Source organism: Vibrio aquimaris, from assembly GCF_009363415.1.
In the GTDB taxonomy this organism is placed as follows: domain Bacteria; phylum Pseudomonadota; class Gammaproteobacteria; order Enterobacterales; family Vibrionaceae; genus Vibrio; species Vibrio aquimaris.
Genome location: NZ_CP045350.1, coordinates 1405065 through 1423118, shown reverse-complemented (window position 1 = coordinate 1423118; position 18054 = coordinate 1405065). Strand labels below are relative to the sequence as shown.

The following is an 18054-nucleotide window of genomic DNA, read 5'->3' as shown; positions in this document are numbered from 1 at the left end:
AATTAATCAAACATCAAAGAATGATCTGGCATCAATCTCCAAATCGCATGGTGCGATTGCCTTCTCGATCCTGTAACGCTTATCCTTTAAGTCAATGAACTTAACATCAATAAATCTTTTATACTTGCGCGAGTAAAAGCACTTCACTTCAGGTTTTAAAGAATCACTCATATTCGATGTCCACACGATTCCAACTTTTCCATCGTTTAACTCAACAATCGCACCAACAGGATATATGCCAACGCAGTTTATGAACTTATAAACCAAGTCTTTGTCGAGGTGAAAAGGGGTCAGAGAAAGTAAAACCTTGAATGCATCAGCCGAACTCATGCCTTCTTTGTAACATCGGTCGGCAGTCAGAGCATCATATATATCCACAATGCAACTCATGCGGCCATGCAGCGGGATTTCGTCTCCTTTCAGCCCATTGGGATAGCCTTTTCCATCAAGCTTTTCATGGTGCATCAAACAAACATCACGACTGATGGGGCTGATCCCTGCCACTTCGGAAATAATTTGTTCGGCATACACTTGGTGAAGCTTCATATGCTCAAACTCTTCCAGCGTTAGTTTTCCTTTTTTATGTAAAACCTTATCATCAACTTTTATTTTACCAACATCATGGATAATACCGCCTATCGCCATCTCCTTGAGCATATCACTCGGTAACTCTAAAAACTTACCAAATGTCACTAGCAAGGTAGCGACATTAACTGAGTGCTCAAGTAGATACTCATCCTTGTTTCTTAGCGCAGACACACAATGAAGCGCATCCGTATCGTCGAGCGCTTCACTAATCAAGTCTTCAGCCCAACGTTCAAGATCAGGAACAATAAGCGCAGTATCATCAAAAGTATCATGCAAAAGCTTATTAGCTAATTCTTTTGCGTCACGGATTATCTTAGCGGCTGTCGACTGTCTTACCTTGCGACTCGATAACTTGCGTTTCGCCGTTGTTACCATGCGAGGAATATTATCGGACAACTCATCACCAACTGGTTTAAATACACTACCTTCAATAGAAAGGCTCTGATCCACCCAAGCGAATTTAATCCCACTACTTTCTAACTGTTGAATTGCTTTCTTTGACGACACCCTTCCGGCATTGGCAAGATGCACACGCTCACTATCTTCGATCGCGGTTACAAACATCCCAACAGTAAGCGTTTTAATGGGGATCTTTATCGAGTTATCAGGGTCAAACTTCATGAAGTCACTTCACCAATCGATAGTAATGATATAAATATAATTTAAATTATAAACTCAATTTATTTCAGTCACTGGAAAGTTAACGTGATTCCATTGGTACAGGAAAACCAGAGGCGCATAGGTGGCATGAATTATATGCATGTAAAATACAAACCCAAAAAATACTTATCTATTGAGTTTGAATCGTTCGCTTTTGCTGTCTCACCTACTATTTGTTATTCAATGGTGCTGCACAAACAGGTAGCGGTACCAAAGTCAGCAAATCGACTAGTGAACTGTGTCCCGTTAGGCTTAGCTTCATCATAATTTACCTTGAGTACACTTGGCTCACCCTGAGATGCATCGATTAAGCTGATTGACTGATCTGCATTGATGGTAAACAAGACATCGTTAGTAAATCGATCAGGCTCTTCCCAATACCACACCTGAGTATTGGGAGCATAATCATCACTGCACTGATCACTCAGACTGAGCTGTTCATCTGACGTATCAAGACAGAGTCCAAGATCGGCAACACTACGATAACGTTTCTCTTGATCATAAACAAAGGCTTGCGACTTACTTCCTTCGACACATCGCTTAAATGACAGATGGTAATTTGGTTCAACCGTCAGACACATAGCATCGTCTTGACTCAAGTAGACAGATTTAATTGTTACAGCGTCACTCCCAAGAAACCATGGACTATCCCAATCTACCAATATCGTGAAGTCGTCGCTGTATTCTCGTTGTTCAAAATTACGATCTTCTCTCCAACTATGATGCCTACCTGATGAAAATAATTCATTAGAAATGATGTATCTCCGACCAAGAAACATACGATTTTGACCAAACAAAGCAAGTGTATTTACTTTTGATCGGATATTAATAGTTGAAAAACCTGTCACCTGAGATTTGGCCGCAATTTTAGCCACAAAGTCGGGACGTAAACCCTGTAAAGAAAGTGGATTCCTATCTTTAAGCTTACTGAAATCCCATGGCTTATCCATTGATGTAGCCCAATCCCAACACCAACCATCTGCCGTACCCAAACTACAAAATCCTTCTTCAGGATTTAAATGCGATCCGTAAGTATTATTGAGATATTTAAGCTGGTATCCATCTCTGTGAGCTTCGGTTTTTAAGCCAAATTGTTTACTACTATTGATTTGATATTTGTTAGTAAGACGATATTCAATGTTTTGAATCGGTAGTTTTGGAGCGAGACCCAACCCAAGCTTTATGGAAGAGGTCGTTTCTTTTTCTATCCGAGTATCTGTCTGGTCTTGCATCTTTGGCTCGAGATCATTCAGATAAATATCACCATTATCTAACCGCTCACTCTCATTAATTCTAATGTCAATACTTGCTGAATCTATATACTCTCGGTAAACATAACTGGTATGACTATTTTTTTTCCAAGATGCATAGATATCCTCTTCATCTCCCATATTAAGCCCAGCACCTTCATCTAATATAATTTCGACAAATTTATCTTTGTCACCAAACTTATAAAAGTATGGAGATTTTCTATAGTATCTAACTTTAAATTTTAAGTTTGTATGTCCTTTACCATCTCTACCAATAGAAAACCGTCGATGAAATGCAAATTCTATAATTTGCGAATTGTTAACGTTTGTGCTTACTCGTTCTATTTTTGATATCTTGTGAACTCTTTTATTGACAATGCTAAAAATATAATCTAAATCTCTTTCTTCCATTATATATATTTGGCGAAGACTTATGTTTTTTGGGCTTGTAATTAGGGTATACGGAGAGCTAAAGCCAACACCTAATATCTTGTTCGTAAATATTTGTCTTTCAATAGAAGAAATGTTGGCTAAATCAAGGAAATAATAGCTACATTGATCTGGATACTCATTTTCATATCCAAATAGAGTGCACCTATCTATATCAAGACTATTCTTATCGTCTTTGGAATGGGCCTGATGAGTAGAAAACACTAACATAATTAGTATAATAATTTGGTTAAGATATTTAATCATCACTGTTTTCTCTAATATACATTGCTGTTTCAGTCAAAAATATACTTAGAAAAAAACATCCATCAACAATTATTTAACATCTTAGATCACATACGAAAAAATCTATATTATTATAAAAATATAGATTATTCATTCCGATGAACAGTGTAAGGAATTGTATATACTATATTATATTAGAAAAAATTAGTCGCTACGCATAGTTTAATCTTTGGATTTAACGATATTTTTCTTTTTAACGAATGAACTTTCAAGTGAGCCATAGAGTTTTATGACTCATTTGACAAAACTCAAGTTTTAACTTTCTATTAAATACACTTCTTCAGCAAACCTAGAAAGTCCATGTTTTACAACTCTTGGGTGTGATAATTCGGCTTCATCTCTGTGAAGCTTTGAGATTTTAAATTCTGAAAACAGTGTTTTTACCTCATGTTCCGTGACTGAAAAAGGTGGACCCAACATTTCTTCCTGTTCGTATTCGGTAGTAATCAGCAGTAGTCGGCCCCCGATTTTGAGTAGGCCTTTTATCCGCTCTGCATACTCAAGCCTCATTGACTCAGGCAATGCTACTAAGGCTGCGCGATCGTAAATGATATCCGCTGGCTCTATTGGAGCAGTAAAAATGTCGCCAGTATAAATGGATAGCTCATCAAATTGATATAAATCGTGCTGGCCATTGACTGACGTCACCATAGGTGTGTAGAAGTGCTCTGCAAAAAAAGAACGGACTGCAATTTCACTTAATTCAACGCCCTGAATATGTGTATGTTTAGTAGCAAGCCATACTAAATCTTCAGTTTTACCACACAAAGGCACAAACACTCGATCAGATCGATTTGGGTTAGTCGCTGGCCAGAACTCAACAAGCAACGGATTGACATCTTGTAGATGAAAACCAATTTTATTTGCCGCCCATCGACTATGCCAAAACTCTGGATCTTTCATCCTCTTTCCTCTCATGATTTTCTACCTCCTTAGCCTATCTTAAACTCTTATGCAGCGGTACTTATTTTGCTGCATCATCTGTTCAGATTAGGTTCAGGTTGGACGATTATACTTGTGGTACGTTAAATGGAATGTGTTGGCGTAAGCAATTAATATTAAGTGTGACTTAGTTCTACTAATTGCACTAACACTTTGAGCATTCATTGTTTTTGTCACACTGACACCACATCTAGATATATAGGATAAATGCTTTTTGGAGACGTTAACCTTTTTCCTTCCCTTATGTCCAAGCAGCTATGAATCTAAGGAGAGTCAATGAGCCTATTTCTGCGAACAACTGCACTGATGCTTTTAATGCTCAGCCGTGCACCCGCCTTCGCCACCGTTCAAGCCGAATCCAATGTAGAGGGAAATTGCTCAACTGATCAAAACCAAGTTTGCTCAAAAGCGTTCAAGCACAACCTAAGTGGTTTATACAGCATTCAAACAACATCGACCACACCAATTCAACCTTACAGTGACTTCGATATTCTGTATAGCAAAGCTCATCAAGCTCAAGCTGAACTTGAAATGATCTGTAAAAGTGCGGCAATGCTGACCTCTACACAAGCCTATTTTTCAGGGGTTAAATCTTCTCATCGGGCAAGTGAAAAGATAGCCTTAGAACTCGATGGGCAAGTGGATAGAATCACAGATCTCGCCAGAGCCACCTTAGTGGCTGATGATATTGAAGGTTTGATCTCTCTTTATGAGGTACTTAACCGCGAAACAACCATAGTCAAAACTAAAAACCGGTTTAAAAATCCAACTGCATCAGGGTATCGCGACCTAAACATACTCGTTCAGTTACCTAAAACCAATCTGATTGCAGAAGTACAGTTGCACCTAAAAGCAATTGCTGATGTAAAGAACGGGCCAGAACATGACCTTTATGAAAGTATCCAAACGATTGAGCGTCAAGCGACACTTCAAAATCGCACCTTGAGTGAATTCGAATTAGCGCAAATTCGCTCTATGAGAACTGAGTCCAAAGCGCTCTATCAAAATGCATGGCAGCCATATATCACTACTCATCTAAGTGCTGCTTAACTTAATCAACACACTGTATTTTAGTTGTTAAAAAAAAGGAACAGTACATGACACCGCAACAGGAAGCATTTCTTGATCAATATCTCGCCTCTCTTCCAAGCGACCAACGTGAAACAAGAACAGACACCATTGCTGAACATTTTTGTGCTGATGAGTATAACGCAAATCAGTGCGCAAAACTCATCAACCAAGGCATAAAAACAGCATCATGTAGCCTTAAAGAAGGATACGATATCGAAGGTGACCCCCTACCAGAAGTCGGGAGATTGGGTATTGTGTTAAATTGGCATCAAGAGCCAGTTTGCATTATCAAACTAACCGACGTTTCTATTTGTCCTTTCAATCAAGTGACGGAAGAGTTTGCGCGCCTAGAGGGTGAAGGAGATCTAAGTTATCAATGGTGGCATGATGCACATATTGAGTTTTTCACAAACTATGCAAAAGAAGTAGGAGCTAACTTTACGCCAGAATCAGAGCTTGTATTAGAGCGGTTTGAAAAAGTATATCCGCTGTGAATAGACTGTCTTCCCATCGTTAAAGCACAAAGTTAATTAGCTTTACTGATAGTTCGACTATTAAGATAAATAAAACAAATAAGAAAACGTCAGCAAGCTACACTAATCTTATAGAAGTAGAATAAGAATTAGAACAGGTCACATGAATGGCATAAAGGCGTTTTGCTTTTTTCTTCTTGCAGTACTGGCATATTATGGGCACGCGTCAAACATTGATTACGGTCCAGTACAAAGTTACACCCAGTCTCCATTTCATACCAACAGCCTCTCTCCGCAGATTCGGTCAGGCTTTTCGATGGACAAAAGCCAAGTGGAGTTGTTCGGAACAGGAACCATCTCAAGTATCTGGGCAGTAACACCAGAGTACAAGCTCGATTATTACCAAAATCAAATAGCGATTGGTGGAAAGTGGCAACCTCACCAAGAGTGGCAGTTTGAAATGAATTACCGATGGAACTACGCCGGAAATAACCATCTGGATCGCCTTACCATCTCGTTTCATGATTGGTTTAACATTGACCAAAATGGCCGTGAAGATGTCAACAATGATCAGTTCATTATCGATATACCAGAGTATGGGATTGAACTTGAAGACTTTCGCGGCGAGAGCTTAAGTCACGCTTTGACAAGTTATGTACAATATCAAATTACAGCCAAAGAGCATCATGGCTTGTCTGTGGGGATATCGCTGTATTACAACAATACTCATCACGGTATTTTTTCCTCTTCAGAATTTGAGCAAGCCATCCAGTTTAACTATGGATATCGCCGGAACAAACACTCTCTGGATGCCATATTTGCATTTACATACCGAGATACACCAACCGTGTTCAAAGAAATGCCCTATCGACCAAGCACGTGGACGGTTGGCACCAGCTATCGATATAAGATATTCGAAAATCACCACTTGATTGGACAACTTGCAATACATGAAGGCGTGTCAAGTGGCAACGATGAATTTTCCAAACCCTCAACTGAGTTTACTTTTGGCTATCGTTACCAAATGGAGAGCTCCTCGATAGAGTTTACGGCGATTGAAAACATGTTCAATGCGGACAACAGTACCGATATCGCATTCGGTATTGGATATCGCTACCGTTTTGGTTCCCGAGGCGACAACTTATCAGAGCACCCTTAAACTGACAGAATTTGATTCACTGCTGAAAGTATGTCTGAGTGACTTGCATTTCGATCTAGCGAAAAAGAAATATACTGGTCACCACGAAAACTTAAAGAACGATCAACCTCGGCTAAACAGTGAACAGTGTTCATCTCCAATATAAAGGACAGTTCTATTTCTTTTTTGTTAATCATGCCACTATTTCTAAATTCAATCTCTTGATAACAGCCCGATTTTGATGAAAAGTTACCGCCATTTAAATATCCTTTTTCAACATCAGCTTTAACCATGGCAAAACCCGAGTTCTCAATTGAAGAAATGAGATTAGCAACCACAGGTAAGGGGTTGATTTCAAAAAAATCTCTATCTTTAGGGTCAATAGCAAAGTCAATATCAAGACTGGTTTCAAGCCACACATGGCATTGATTGTTTACTGTATTCAGAGATGTGATAGGTGTTTCAGGATCAAGCTTGAACTGAAAGGGCACTTGCTTATTTTCACCAGCATGAATCGTAAATGGCTGTACAGCCTGTAAAGTTCCTAAGGTAAAGTTCTGGTAGCTCGTGCCTTCTTCACCTTCTACTTTGACTTCTGTGCAAAGTTTTAAATTAATTGCATCAACCTGTTGATCAACGTCCCCACCTTGGATGTGCACTGTCCCGTTTAGAGTATCGCCTTGCATATATGACATACTATCGAGAACTGTATCAACCTTCGCAGCACCAATACCTAATGATGCTTTTAACTGACCAAACATGGTGTTTCCTTTTTTATGATAATGGTTATTTTTCATTATCATGTTTAGAAAACTTACCGCAAGTAATTTATTTAACAGATATATCAGAAAGAAATTCAATTCATATAATCAATCCATCAATGGATAAATAGAAACCAGAGTTGCAATTAATTCAAAAATAAATCACTATTTGTATAGTCAAATATGATTGAGCTATAAAATGATGAATCAGTCACCTTTATACCTTCAAATAAAGCAGTACATCAGTGATAAAATTGAATCTGCGCAATGGCCCGTAGGACATCGTATTCCAACAGAATTAGAGCTGACTGAGCAATTCAAAGTTAGTCGTATGACAGTCAACAAAGCAGTACGTGATCTAGTAGCAGAAGGTAAACTTCAGAGAAAGCCTAGACTTGGTACCTTCGTTTGTACCTCGGACGATAAAGCCGAGTCACCTTTACTCGATATCCAAAACATCGCAGAAGAAGTCAAAGTTCGAGGAAAAATATACTCCAGTAAAGTGCTTCAGCAAATCGCATTACGTGCGGATGACTCCGTTGCAACAAAGCTTGGCGTTATGTTGAACAGCCCTGTTTTCTATAGCGAGATTATTCATTTAGAAGACGATTTACCAATTCAATATGAGTTGCGTTGGGTCAACAGCGTCTATGCTCCTGGGTACCTTGATCAAGATTTTACTCAAATCACCCCCAATGAGTATCTTTCCGATAACTGTCCATTAAATGCAATAGAACACACGGTTGAAGCAATAGCTGCATGTGATCATGTCCGAAGTGCTTTAAAAATGGGGCTCAATGAACCCTGCTTATTACTCAATAGAAGAACTTGGAGTGACAACCGACTTGTCAGCTCAGCACTTTTATATCACCCCGGTACTCGCTATAAGTTGAGTTCAAAAGTCATCTTGAGTTAACAAAATTTAAATCTTTTGATCACACTTTTTTAATGACCTTCTTGAACTATTTTATGTTCTGAATATATTTGTATATACATTTAATTTTATGGATGACAATAAAATGCATGGTAACTCGACATCTCAAAAGCAACATCAAGAGCTGTTACTCACCAACGCTAGACTAGTCACCATGATAGCAGGTGAGCAAGGATATTATGTTTCTCCTGCGTCAGAGTTATATATTAAGTCGGGAAAGCTGATTACTTCAAATAACGATGTCCCGCATAATATCAAAACTTACGACTGTAATAACAAACTCATCACTCCCGGCTTTATTGATTGCCACACACACCTCGTTTACGCAGGAAATCGTGCGAATGAGTTTGAAATGCGCCTAAATGGCGTCCCCTACTCAGACATAGCAAAACAAGGCGGTGGAATTCTTTCTACGGTCAAAGCCACTCGAAACGCTACCCAAGAAGAACTAGTCGAGTATGCTTTGCCTCGTCTTGATGGGCTTATTCGTTCAGGAGTGACTACCGTTGAAGTCAAATCCGGATATGGGCTGACTTTAATAGATGAAATAAAAATGCTGAGAGCCGCAAAAGCATTACAGAGTCATCGTAAAATTAACATAGTCACTACTTTACTTGCTGCCCATGCTATTCCACCGGAATATCAAGGTAAGGCCGATGATTATATCCAACTCATATGCCAAGAAATTATTCCGCTAGTGGCTGAAGAGAAACTTGCATCCAGTGTCGATGTATTCTGCGAATCTATTGGGTTTAATTTAGAACAAACCGAAAAAGTATTTATCGCAGCTAAACAGTATGGTTTGGATGTCAAAGGTCATACCGAACAATTATCAAACTTAGGTGGAACCGCTTTAACAGCTCAATATAAGGGGCTATCGGCTGATCATATTGAATACTTGGACAAGGAAGGAGTCGAAATTCTTGCCAACTCCGACACTGTAGCAACTCTATTACCCGGCGCTTTTTACTTTTTAAGAGAAACTCAACTGCCTCCAATTGCGCTTTTGCGTCAACATAAGATTCCAATGGCGATTGCAACTGATGTGAACCCAGGCACCTCACCTTTCTCAGATTTGACTATGATGATGAATATGGGGTGTACACTTTTCGGGCTAACACCTGAAGAGACGCTGCGCGGAGTAACCTGTAATGCAGCAAAAGCACTTGGGCTTGGAGACGTTAAAGGCCAGATCCGTGATGGATTTGACGCAGACCTCGCCATTTGGGATGTGGAACATCCCGCAGATTTTAGCTATCAACAAGGAATAGCAAGACTGTCAGCTCGAGTCATTAATGGAGAAGTTGATCATGTCTAATCTACCAATAACAAATCAAGAGTTTCATTGGCAGGGTCGCCATGATCAAGAAGATGGTGCTTTAGGCAAACGTGTTCACCACATTATTAAGCAGCTGCAAGTCAAAGATTTAGAGCCCTACCGTAATGCTGTGAGTATATTAGGATTTGCGTGTGATGCCGGTGTTGCTCGTAATAAAGGACGTATTGGCGCCCGCAAAGCCCCAGATTTAATTCGACGAGCATTAGCTAATATGGCATGGCATAAAGAAAGTGCCGTGATCGATCTTGGTAACATAGTGTGTGAAGACGATTTACTCGAACAATATCAATCGGAATGTGCTGATGTCATTGCCGCAGCTTTACACTCCACACCTGTCATTACATTGGGGGGCGGCCATGAAGTTGCTTGGGCATCGTTTCTCGGACTCGCTCGCTACTTTGAGTACCTTAACCCTGCCAAAGCGCCTAAAATTGGCATAATCAACTTCGATGCGCACTTCGACTTGAGAGCCTTCGAAAGTAGTAACGCCGACATCAAGCCTAGCTCAGGAACTCCATTTAATCAGATTCATGATTATTGCCTCAAAAATAATTGGCCATTCCATTATGCATGTTTAGGGGTTAGCCGTGCGAGTAATACTCAAGCCCTATTTGAAAGAGCCAAAGACCTCAACGTATGGTTTGTCGAAGATAAAGACCTAGCGCACTTGAACCACATTTATCATCTTACCCAGTTGCAGCACTTTATCGACAAATGTGACTACATCTACCTCACTATCGATCTCGATGTATTTCCTGCAGCAACAGCGCCAGGGGTCAGTGCACCTGCTGCCAGAGGCGTTAGTATGGATACAATGGCTCTGTTCCTCGACAGAATCTTACACTACAAAAAAAAATTAGTGATTGCTGATATTGCTGAATACAACCCTACTTATGATGTCGACAGCCAAACTGCTCGCCTTGCAGCACGACTTTGTTGGGACATAGCTAACGCTTTTTCTGAAAAATAACCAATAGATACATAGCGGGTAATGTACACAGAAGCACTACTTTTGTGTCGGTCGCGCACAAATAAATAAAGTGAAACACAAGGAATTAACTTATGACGGAACGTCAATCTGAAGATATACGCCTCGATACTAACCGTACCATTCGAGCCCCACAGGGGACGAAACTTAGAGCAAAGTCATGGCTAACTGAAGCGCCACTTCGCATGTTGATGAACAATCTCGATCCTGAGGTTGCAGAGCATCCTCACGCGCTGGTTGTGTATGGTGGAATCGGACGCGCAGCTCGCAATTGGGAGTGTTTCGATAAAATCGTAGAAGTACTTGAAAGGCTCGAAGAAGATCAAACCTTATTAGTTCAATCTGGTAAACCTGTTGGTGTCTTCCCAACTCATAAAAATGCACCCAGAGTATTAATAGCCAACTCTAATCTCGTTCCTCATTGGGCTAATTGGGAACATTTTAATGAGTTGGATAAACAAGGCCTGATGATGTACGGCCAAATGACAGCAGGAAGCTGGATTTATATCGGTTCACAAGGCATTGTCCAGGGCACATACGAAACTTTTGTTTCAGTGGCTAAAAAGCATTTCGGCGGCGAAGCAAAAAATCGTTGGGTCCTAACAGGCGGCCTTGGGGGAATGGGGGGAGCACAACCTCTTGCTGCTACCATGGCTGGCTTCTCGATGATTGCCGTAGAATGTGATGAATCACGCATAGACTACCGCCTGCGTACTGGTTACGTCGACAAGAAAGCGACAAGTTTAGATGAAGCCCTTGCGATTATTTATGAATCAGAACATCCAATTTCTGTGGGCTTGCATGCCAATGCAGCCGATGTCTTTCCAGAACTTGTTGAGCGTAACATCACACCAGATGTTGTCACTGATCAGACATCTGCTCATGACCCATTGAACGGATACTTACCCATTGGCTGGTCGATGAGCCACGCAGCAGAAATGCGCCTAAAAGACCAAGCAACTGTCGTCAAAGCGGCCAAAGAGTCCATGGCTATCCAAGTTAGAGCTATGCTAGAGCTTCAAAAGCGTGGAGCTGCGACGCTTGATTATGGCAACAACATTCGTCAAATGGCGCTTGAGGAAGGCGTCGAGAATGCCTTTGACTTTCCTGGTTTCGTTCCTGCTTACATTCGACCGCTATTTTGTGAAGGCATTGGGCCATTCCGCTGGGCTGCCCTTTCAGGAGAGCCTGAGGACATCTACAAAACCGATCAGAAGGTGAAAGAACTGATTCCCGACAACCCTCACCTACACAATTGGCTAGATATGGCCAGAGAGCGTATTCAATTCCAAGGCTTGCCCGCTCGGATTTGTTGGGTAGGTTTAAAGGACCGAGAACGTCTAGGCCAAGCCTTTAATGAAATGGTAAAAAATGGCGAGCTCAAAGCGCCTATCGTGATCGGTAGAGACCACCTAGACTCTGGTTCAGTTGCAAGCCCTAACAGAGAAACTGAAGGCATGATGGATGGCTCAGATGCTGTATCAGATTGGCCTTTACTTAATGCTCTTCTTAATACGGCTGGTGGCGCTACATGGGTTTCTCTTCACCATGGTGGAGGCGTGGGCATGGGCTTTTCACAACATTCAGGAATGGTGATCTGCTGTGATGGTACTGACGATGCTTCTCGACGCATCGCGCGTGTTTTACATAATGACCCAGCAACAGGGGTTATGCGCCATGCCGATGCGGGTTATGACATCGCCAAACAATGCGCAGCGGAGCAAGGGTTAGACCTTCCGATGATTAATGAAGAGTTAAGCAAACTCAAATAATAAAGGTTGAACCAAGGAAATATCAGAATGTTTAATTTAACGCTAAAACCAGGCAGCATTAGCTTAAAACAACTGCGCCATGTAAGTCGCTCATCACTAAAACTTTCTCTCGATGCAGAAGCAATTCCCGCAATTGAAGAAAGCACCAAAATCGTTGAGCAAGTCATTGCAGAAAACCGCACTGTTTATGGCATAAATACTGGTTTTGGGCTTCTTGCCAATACTCGTATTGCTCCCGAAGATCTTGAAACCCTGCAAAAAAGTATTGTTCTTTCACACGCAGCTGGCATAGGTGAATTGATGTCGGATGAAACAGTGCGTCTGATGATGGTATTAAAAGTCAATAGCCTCGCACGCGGGTTTTCTGGGATACGTCTATCTGTCATACAAGCCTTAATAGACCTAATCAATGCCGAAGTCTACCCTTGTGTACCACAAAAAGGATCTGTCGGAGCTTCTGGCGACCTCGCACCCCTGGCTCATATGAGCACAGTATTACTAGGAGAAGGTCAAGCTCGTCATAAAGGCAAAATTATTTCGGGGCTGGAGGCAATGAAGATCGCAGATCTTGAGCCGATAACACTGGCACCTAAAGAAGGGCTAGCATTGCTTAATGGGACTCAAGCTTCAACCGCTTTCGCATTAGAAGGACTGTTTGCTGCTGAAGATTTATTTGCATCTGCAACCACATGTGGTGCTATGTCTGTTGAAGCAGCGCTGGGTAGCCGTCGACCTTTTGATCCCCGTATTCATAGAGTTCGCGGGCATCGCGGACAAATGGATGCTGCACTTTCATACCGTGAGTTATTGGATGTGAGAAGCCAAATTGGTGACTCACATACAGGTTGTGAGAAGGTGCAAGACCCCTATTCACTTCGTTGCCAACCGCAAGTCATGGGAGCATGCCTACAGCAGATCCGCAATTCTGCCGACATTCTAGAAGTTGAGTCCAATGCGGTATCAGACAACCCTTTGGTTTTTGCTGATGACGGTGATATTATTTCTGGAGGCAACTTTCATGCAGAACCTGTCGCTATGGCTGCGGATAATCTCGCTCTTGCAATCGCAGAGATGGGCAGTTTATCTGAGAGACGCATGGCGCTGCTCATTGATAGTGCTTTGAGCAAGCTACCTCCTTTCCTTGTCGACAATGGCGGCGTTAACTCTGGCTTCATGATTGCTCAAGTCACATCTGCCGCTTTAGCCAGTGAAAATAAAGCACTTGCTCACCCTGCATCTGTGGATAGCTTACCCACTTCCGCCAATCAAGAAGATCATGTTTCTATGGCTACCTTTGCAGGTAGACGCTTGGGTGATATGGCTGAAAACACACGTGGTATATTGGCCGTTGAATATCTTGCAGCAGCTCAAGGGCTTGATTTTAGAGCGCCGAATAAATCATCGGCAAAAGTAGAGGAAGCCAAGCAAATATTGCGAGAAAAAGTGTCTTTCTACGATAAGGATCGCTATTTTGCACCAGATATCGAACAAGCGAACAATCTCCTTTTACTCGCTGTTCACAATCATCTTCTACCCGAAAAAATCTTACCAAGTGTTTGATTAAAAAAATTTAGTATCCGGCTGAGCTATTTGCTCAGCCGATTTTGGTTATAAACAGCGTAATCCTGAACGAGAACGAAGCGCTACCTCCTCGCCGTTATAGCTGTCATAAACGTGAATATCTGGCTCTGCACTAACGTACTTAGCTGGATTTTTCACTTCCCTTAATTTTACATAGTTTTTCGTCGGCGACACTTTTTCTATTGCCTCAACACGAAAGTAAGTGTTCGGCTTGGCTAAAATTTCCGCTTCATAATCTTTGAATGTGTATGCATTTATCGCACGACCCGATGATTTGAGCTCTATTTTAAACTGCGCAATGGAACGCTCTTGAGATGCCCCTGTCGAGGCGAAGTTACGAGCGACACTTGGTATCGTTGACGTCGACAAAAACGCTTTCTCATAGAGGATATCTCCGACATTCAGCTTCTCTAATAGGCTATTTTTAATTGATGATCCTCGATAGACAGTCCCTTTATAATTTGGAAGCTTGTTTAAAGCGCTACGTATGTTCGACACACTCGATTTAATTGCATCATCAAACATTGGACCCAAATAACGTTCTGGCTCACCCGCTCTCATATATTCATTAATAACATCGTAATCAACGCGGCCATAACGCTCAATTGCCTTATATTCACCTGGCAGCATTTTCCTTTCGGCTCTTGCATTATGAGCTGTAGACCACTGCATTAAATCTTCAGCCTGCTGCGCTTCCTCTTGCGACGTTAGCCTACGTCCTTTAAATTCAGCAAAATCTTCAGCATTAACGTAACTTTGCGTCGACAGTAATAATAGTAACGTGAGAAAAAATGGTCTTATATTTAGTGTCTTACAGTTTATGTATAGACGCTGTAATATGTTGAGTTCCTTAATTGTATTCATATTTATTAATATCCTTTCTTAACGCCAATATTCAGGGTTATTTGGACTGAGATCACAGCCAATGTTAAGTTCATTTTGCTTCATCACGGCAAATCGAATCGTGCCGAATAATTTAAACTGGCGACGAGTCAAGCTATCAAACCAATCAGATACGGGTGTCATCCAATACAGGCTCTCATTTGCTGACACTTGCATTAATGCATCTTTAAGCTGCGGGTAAACAATCAAACAAGTACGACCAGGCTGGCTAGTAAACCTAGTGTTAACCTGCTTTAACTGGTCAAGTTTATTTGCCAGATCTGAGTTGGAGCCAAATAGAGCATCAATAGAAAAGTGTAAACGTGTGTCGTAGCCCATCTCATCATAATTCTTGGTTGAGTAGTAATAGCTTGGCTGCTCGCCATCAATACTCTGATATCTGTCCAATGTTAAATAACGTAATTGGTTAGCAGGCAAAGGCTCTGAGAACAGACCTGTCGCTCCCATCTCACCAGAGGCATAGTGTCCTGTTGAAGTATTCTGCGCATGAACAATTGAAACATAGCGATGAAAATCACCAATCTTATCGTTTAACCACCCTTCATCATGCTGCTCAGCAAGATTCAAAGCCTCAGTGATATGTGTTTTAACAATCCCTTTTGCTAAACTAAGTGTTGAGGCTAAATTGGTGATATCGAGACTCGAGTTCCTGAGCGCGGAAGCAATCAATGGTGCGTGTTTATCTAGATCAAAACTATCTGGGTATACATAACTATAAAAACCTTTAATATGGTTGGCTTGCCATTCACTTTCTAAAGCTTCTGGAATCAAGCTATTTAGCTGTTCTACACGCTTTGAGTGGACGTAATAACCTGAGTTTTTATTTCGCGTATGCCAATTGGCAATGTGATGTAAAGAAGAATCACGAGATAAGTTTTCTTTACTCAGATACTCTGCTGACCACCCAGCACAAGCATTACCGCCTCCACATTCAGGCTCTAATGCTGATGAGGAATCAAACAGCCAGCGCAGAACATTCGACTTATCCTGCTGAGCTTTTTGTATAATCCTTTGCTTTTCTGAGAAATTTAGAATTTGCGTTTCAAGCCAGTCTTCTTCCTGTTGAGAACTCCATCCATTGTCGATTAAGTTTTGTAAAGAGCGATCAAACACGCGCTTAATATGGTCTTTGTCTGGTATCACCATTTGAGATATCACCGCATCCTTTGACGAGTCATATCGCTCAATCTCAGCAGGGATCCATGTGTATTGAGTACATCCTCTAAAATTAGGATCTCCACCTAAGATGCCAATTTTGGTACATTTTCTGTAACCTTCTTGAATGACAAAGTATTTCTGACGAAGCTCAGTAGATGTTGCTGGTCGACCGAAAATACTCCGAGACATTTCGTCAATCGCTAAGTAGTCAGCTTGCTCAATAAAGTATCTGTGGGCAGATTCCACCGCTCCTGATTGGAACAAGTTATCGATGGCTTCCCGACCCTCTGCACGCATTTCTGTGATCAACCGACTCTTCATCCCCTCTAACTGCTGTGCAGCGATTTCAACAATGCGTATTTTTGCATTCAGGACTTGTTGATACAGCCTGTGCATAGATTGACGATCAAGTCCTTCAACACCACCATTTCTTACTCTATCGAGTAAAGAGAGTGCCGCGTCTAATTGGTCTTGCTGACAATGTTGCAAATCTGCAAGCGCACGATTTGCTTGACGCTTTGAAGGTATAGCTGGTGGACGTTCATTGTTGAGTTCTTGCTCAGGGTAAAGTGCAAGTAAAGTATCCACCTCAGTTTGACAAGATGATGAAAAGTCTGCTGAAAAAACTCTTCTTCCAGATTCTTCAAGGGAAAGTTTGCTTGAGATTGACTTGTATCTCTCTTCGTCAACGGCGTTAAGCAAGGTTTCAACCAATTGAGTCTGCCCTATTACTGCTTCTTGGTAGTACTGCTGATATTTAAGAGCGACATCTGTCGCGAAACCTTCCGCAATCCCTTCAAGCATCACTTGTTGATTTTTAGATAGATCTGCCCAGTGTTGTTTATCTCTTTTATCTTGCTGCGTCACAATATCATTGTGAACCTTGAAGCTGTAGTGTTCTCCCGCCGAAACTTTGTTCCAGCGTGAGACGAGTATTTGACGATCAATCTCACGTTCAGGTAGCTTGAGTACACCAAACCAATCAATCAGACTCATCACAGTTGCAAAACGGTCGTAACTGGTATTGGTCTCGTCTTCAAAGGACTTGGCGACGTCATTGGCCCACAAACCAACCATGACAGCATCACCCACTGGCCCTAGCACTTCAAGTGCTCCCTTTGCCGCTCCTATTGTCGAACGACCGATTGTCTTTAACAAACTTGTCGCTTCTTCTGCTTCAAGAACCACAGTACTAGCAGGACCAGCATCAAGCAATGACGATGTCTGTGGATATACATCTTCCGCTTCGATTAATGAGGGTTTAATATCCGACTTATGCAGTGGATTTGAGGTAAACAAGTGCTCTGGTGTGATATCTTCACTGAATGCTCGATAATTTGATTTACGTAATTGGTGCAAACCTTCGCCTTCAAGCACCCCATACTCCTCACCTATATTGCAAACCTGAAACGCATTCGCGTAAGGAGACGCCATGGCACAAATGAGTGCCAGTTGTCGAAACTTCATATTTTTTCCTAATTAGATTAAAGCTGCTTTCTTCGCTAGTACGAATAAATTCTTATAGGTAGTCTTGCACACCTATTGAACTAAAATATTCAATTAATTTATGGAGTATCAAGAAATTATTTTCTCCATAAAAACAAGGACCTATAAAGCTGACCTAGATATAAATAAAATTGATACCAATAAATAAAAATGTGATTTTCATTCAAAAATATTATTACGGATAAAAAGACACGATCAAATATCTGCAATACCTTATCTATAACTATGAATTGAATAGAAAAGGCGGAGACTGTT

Annotated in this window: 14 protein-coding genes; 8 read left to right on the top strand and 6 right to left on the bottom strand. The window is 41.2% G+C overall.

All coding sequences use genetic code 11. The features are described 5' to 3' along the window. Positions 1-6: 6 nt before the first annotated feature. The 3 genes from FIV01_RS06650 to FIV01_RS06640 form a co-directional block, all read right to left on the bottom strand. On the bottom strand, positions 7-1209 hold the full coding sequence (locus tag FIV01_RS06650; RefSeq protein ID WP_152430294.1) for a cyclic di-GMP phosphodiesterase: 1203 nt from the start codon (positions 1207-1209) through the stop codon (positions 7-9). Positions 1210-1424: 215 nt separating this feature from the next. Then, positions 1425-3194: an RICIN domain-containing protein gene (locus FIV01_RS06645; RefSeq protein ID WP_152430293.1), complete on the bottom strand. Its 1770-nt coding sequence runs from the start codon at positions 3192-3194 to the stop codon at positions 1425-1427. A 294-nt stretch (positions 3195-3488) separates the two neighbouring features. After that, complete coding sequence (locus FIV01_RS06640) at positions 3489-4136, bottom strand: thiopurine S-methyltransferase (protein ID WP_152431676.1); 648 nt, start codon at positions 4134-4136, stop codon at positions 3489-3491. A gap of 315 nt (positions 4137-4451) precedes the next feature. On the opposite strand from FIV01_RS06640, the gene FIV01_RS06635 reads away from it, so the two are divergent. The 3 genes from FIV01_RS06635 (at position 4452) to FIV01_RS06625 (ending at position 6878) form a co-directional block, all read left to right on the top strand. After that, positions 4452-5225 (top strand): nucleotidyltransferase family protein, encoded by a 774-nt coding sequence (locus FIV01_RS06635; RefSeq protein WP_152430292.1) that lies wholly within the window; start codon positions 4452-4454, stop codon positions 5223-5225. A 47-nt stretch (positions 5226-5272) separates the two neighbouring features. Beyond that, positions 5273-5740: an ASCH domain-containing protein gene (locus FIV01_RS06630; RefSeq protein ID WP_152430291.1), complete on the top strand. Its 468-nt coding sequence runs from the start codon at positions 5273-5275 to the stop codon at positions 5738-5740. A gap of 142 nt (positions 5741-5882) precedes the next feature. Then, positions 5883-6878 (top strand): DUF3187 family protein, encoded by a 996-nt coding sequence (locus FIV01_RS06625; RefSeq protein ID WP_152430290.1) that lies wholly within the window; start codon positions 5883-5885, stop codon positions 6876-6878. On the opposite strand, the gene FIV01_RS06620 is transcribed toward FIV01_RS06625, so the two are convergent. Then, positions 6875-7618: a sporulation protein gene (locus tag FIV01_RS06620; protein WP_152430289.1), complete on the bottom strand. Its 744-nt coding sequence runs from the start codon at positions 7616-7618 to the stop codon at positions 6875-6877. The two genes, FIV01_RS06625 and FIV01_RS06620, sit on opposite strands and share 4 nt — an antisense overlap. A 202-nt stretch (positions 7619-7820) precedes the next feature. Here FIV01_RS06620 and hutC point away from each other — a divergent pair, with 202 nt between their 5' ends. From hutC to hutH, 5 genes are all read left to right on the top strand, one after another. Beyond that, complete coding sequence (hutC, locus tag FIV01_RS06615) at positions 7821-8534, top strand: histidine utilization transcriptional repressor HutC (RefSeq protein ID WP_152431675.1); 714 nt, start codon at positions 7821-7823, stop codon at positions 8532-8534. Between the two features lie 88 nt (positions 8535-8622). Continuing rightward, positions 8623-9870 carry an imidazolonepropionase gene (gene hutI, locus FIV01_RS06610; RefSeq protein ID WP_415846719.1) on the top strand — a complete coding sequence of 416 codons (1248 nt, stop codon included), beginning with the start codon at positions 8623-8625 and terminating at the stop codon, positions 9868-9870. Then, positions 9863-10861, top strand: coding sequence for a formimidoylglutamase (gene hutG, locus FIV01_RS06605; RefSeq protein WP_152430288.1), 999 nt, complete (start codon positions 9863-9865; stop codon positions 10859-10861). The genes hutI and hutG overlap by 8 nt, the downstream gene beginning before the upstream one ends. A gap of 92 nt (positions 10862-10953) precedes the next feature. Continuing rightward, positions 10954-12651, top strand: coding sequence for a urocanate hydratase (gene hutU / locus FIV01_RS06600; protein WP_152430287.1), 1698 nt, complete (start codon positions 10954-10956; stop codon positions 12649-12651). A gap of 21 nt (positions 12652-12672) precedes the next feature. Beyond that, entirely contained in the window at positions 12673-14211 is a 1539-nt protein-coding gene (gene hutH, locus FIV01_RS06595) for a histidine ammonia-lyase (RefSeq protein WP_172971845.1), read from the top strand. 48 nt (positions 14212-14259) lie between these two features. On the opposite strand, the gene FIV01_RS06590 is transcribed toward hutH, so the two are convergent. Together FIV01_RS06590 and FIV01_RS06585 are read right to left on the bottom strand one after the other, a co-directional pair. After that, complete coding sequence (locus tag FIV01_RS06590) at positions 14260-15033, bottom strand: ADP-ribosyltransferase (RefSeq protein WP_415846722.1); 774 nt, start codon at positions 15031-15033, stop codon at positions 14260-14262. Between the two features lie 81 nt (positions 15034-15114). After that, the gene (locus tag FIV01_RS06585; protein ID WP_152430284.1) at positions 15115-17760 is read right to left on the bottom strand and encodes a hypothetical protein; all 2646 of its coding nucleotides are present in this window, start codon (positions 17758-17760) and stop codon (positions 15115-15117) included. Between the last annotated feature and the right edge of the window lie 294 nt (positions 17761-18054).